The 2,026-nt window shown below is 66.8% G+C and carries 3 protein-coding genes; 2 read left to right on the top strand and 1 reads right to left on the bottom strand.

Features of this window, described 5'->3' with window-relative positions:
* Positions 1–174 precede the first annotated feature (174 nt).
* On the top strand, positions 175–495 hold the full coding sequence (locus AC2VON_RS13700) for an HNH endonuclease (RefSeq protein WP_486953458.1): 321 nt from the start codon (positions 175–177) through the stop codon (positions 493–495).
* Positions 496–558: 63 nt separating this feature from the next.
* Here AC2VON_RS13700 and AC2VON_RS13695 read toward each other — a convergent pair whose 3' ends face one another.
* The gene (locus AC2VON_RS13695; RefSeq protein WP_486953457.1) at positions 559–1,293 is read right to left on the bottom strand and encodes a hypothetical protein; all 735 of its coding nucleotides are present in this window, start codon (positions 1,291–1,293) and stop codon (positions 559–561) included.
* A gap of 126 nt (positions 1,294–1,419) precedes the next feature.
* On the opposite strand from AC2VON_RS13695, the gene AC2VON_RS13690 reads away from it, so the two are divergent.
* Positions 1,420–2,026 (top strand): response regulator transcription factor (locus AC2VON_RS13690; protein WP_486953456.1); only part of this gene is annotated, 607 nt, incomplete at its 3' end.

The raw sequence follows: 2,026 nt of genomic DNA, 5'->3' as shown, positions 1-2,026 counted from the left end.
AGAGCGTCGCCCTTGTAAGGCGAATGGCGAGAGTTCGAGTCTCTCACGCGGCTCCATTCCTATCGGAACTGAGGGATAGCGTCGTCTTATGTCAATGACCTGTTTCGGGATTTCGAAGACCGTCGGCCGAAGGTGTTCTGCAGCAATGCATGCCAATAGTCACACCGCCGACGCTTGCTCTTGGAGGCCTGGCTGGACACCGGAGTCTGCGGTCGCACGTCGTACCAAGGCCACTACGTCCGGGATTACCTCTATGGGCAGCAGGGCGGTTGCTGTGTGATCTGCGGCATCGAGGACAACTGGAACAGCGTGGCCCTAGCGCTGATCATCGATCACATCGATGGCGACGCAAGCAATAATCGTCGTGAGAATCTCCGACTCATTTGTCCCAACTGTGACAGCCAGCTGCCGACGTACAAGGCGAGGAACTGCGGTAGCGGTCGCTACTACCGGCGACAGCGGTACGCTGATGGCCGGTCCTATCGACGAATGTGAAGCAGGCTCACCGCCGTCGGCGAGCGTGAAATTACCTTCACGCTCGGCGGACGTGGCGAGGCCTCATTCTGGGTCGACGACGCGCTGGGAGCGCACCGTGCGCGCCGGTGGGCGCCGGCGGGTGCGGCGCGGCAGCAGCGGGATACGCTCGGCGATGTTGCTCAGCGGGTTGACCACCATGGTCAGCGCCACGACCGCGTCCTGCAGGGTTTCGATGGCCGGCTCCAGCGCCTCCATCCCCGGCACCAAACGGCTCAGGGTGTCCGCGACGTTGGCGAGCTGCTCCAGCGGCCCATCCCGGGCCGTCAGCCGGTCGATCAGCCCGCCCTCGGCGAGCACCCGCTCGGCCAGCCCGTCCTCGGCGAGCACCCGCTCGATCAACCCGTCCTCGGCGACCAGCTGATCGACCAGTCCGCCGGGCTGAAGGGCTCGCTGCAACGCGCCGCCGTCCGCGGTCAACCGGTCGAGCACCCCGCCGGGCCTGGTCAGCTGGTCGACGAGGCCGCCCGGGCGCAGCAGCCGGTCCACCGGACCGTCGGTTGCCAGCACGCGCCCCAGCGGAGCGTCGTCGTCCATCAGCTTGGCCAGCTGGTTGGCGCGGGCGATCGTTTCGTCCAGGCCCAGCATCTGCGCCATGGGATTGCCCGGTGCCGCCCCGCCGGCCTCACCCACGGCTCGCTTCGCCAACCCGAGCGCCGTGGTGGCGACGCCGAGTCCGGATTCGGCGACCGCGAGGCCGATCCGGGCGGGTGCCTTTGCCACAGTGGCCACCGCGGCCAGCTGCTTGGCCAGACCCATTCCGCCAGTCTATGGGTGACCTGGCGGCCCTACCGGTGGTATCGCCCGCCGCGCACGTCGAGACTGACAGTAGATACACAGCCACTATCCAGGCGCTGTTCAATCGACTGAGAGGGAATGGACCGTATGGCAGCACCAGCCGGGCCTGACGCCACCCCGGAGGCTTGTGTCCTCGTCATCGATGACGAGCCGAACATCGTCGAACTTCTGTCGGTCAGCCTCAAGTTCCAGGGCTTCGAGGTCCACACCGCGTCGACCGGGCCCGCGGCGCTGGACCGCGCCCGCGAGGTCCGGCCGGACGCGGTGATCCTGGACGTGATGATGCCGGGCATGGACGGCTTCGGGGTGCTGCGCCGGCTGCGCGCCGACGGCATCGACGCCCCCGCGTTGTTTTTGACCGCGCGGGGCTCGTTGCAGGACAAGATCACCGGACTGACCCTCGGCGGCGACGACTATGTGACCAAACCGTTCAGCCTGGAAGAGGTGGTCGCCCGGCTGCGGGTCCTCCTGCGCCGCGCCGGCAAAGGCATCCGGGAGGCACACAACGCACGGTTGGTGTTCGCCGACATCGAACTCGACGAGGACACCCACGAGGTGTGGAAGGCCGGTGAGCCGGTGTCGCTGTCACCTACCGAATTCACCCTGCTGCGCTACTTCGTGATCAACGCCGGCACGGTGCTCAGCAAACCGAAAATCCTCGATCACGTGTGGCGCTACGACTTCGGCGGCGACG

The sequence above is a fragment of the Mycobacterium sp. TH-M82 genome, from assembly GCF_057473605.1.
Note: the sequence above shows the minus strand (reverse complement) of the source record. Positions and strands in the feature narration are given on the sequence as shown.

What these genes read in the sequence shown, in the direction of transcription:
- AC2VON_RS13695 (WP_486953457.1), bottom strand. Translation starts at nt 1,293, where the DNA reads ATGGGTCTGGCCAAGCAGCTGGCCGCGGTGGCCACTGTGGCAAAGGCA.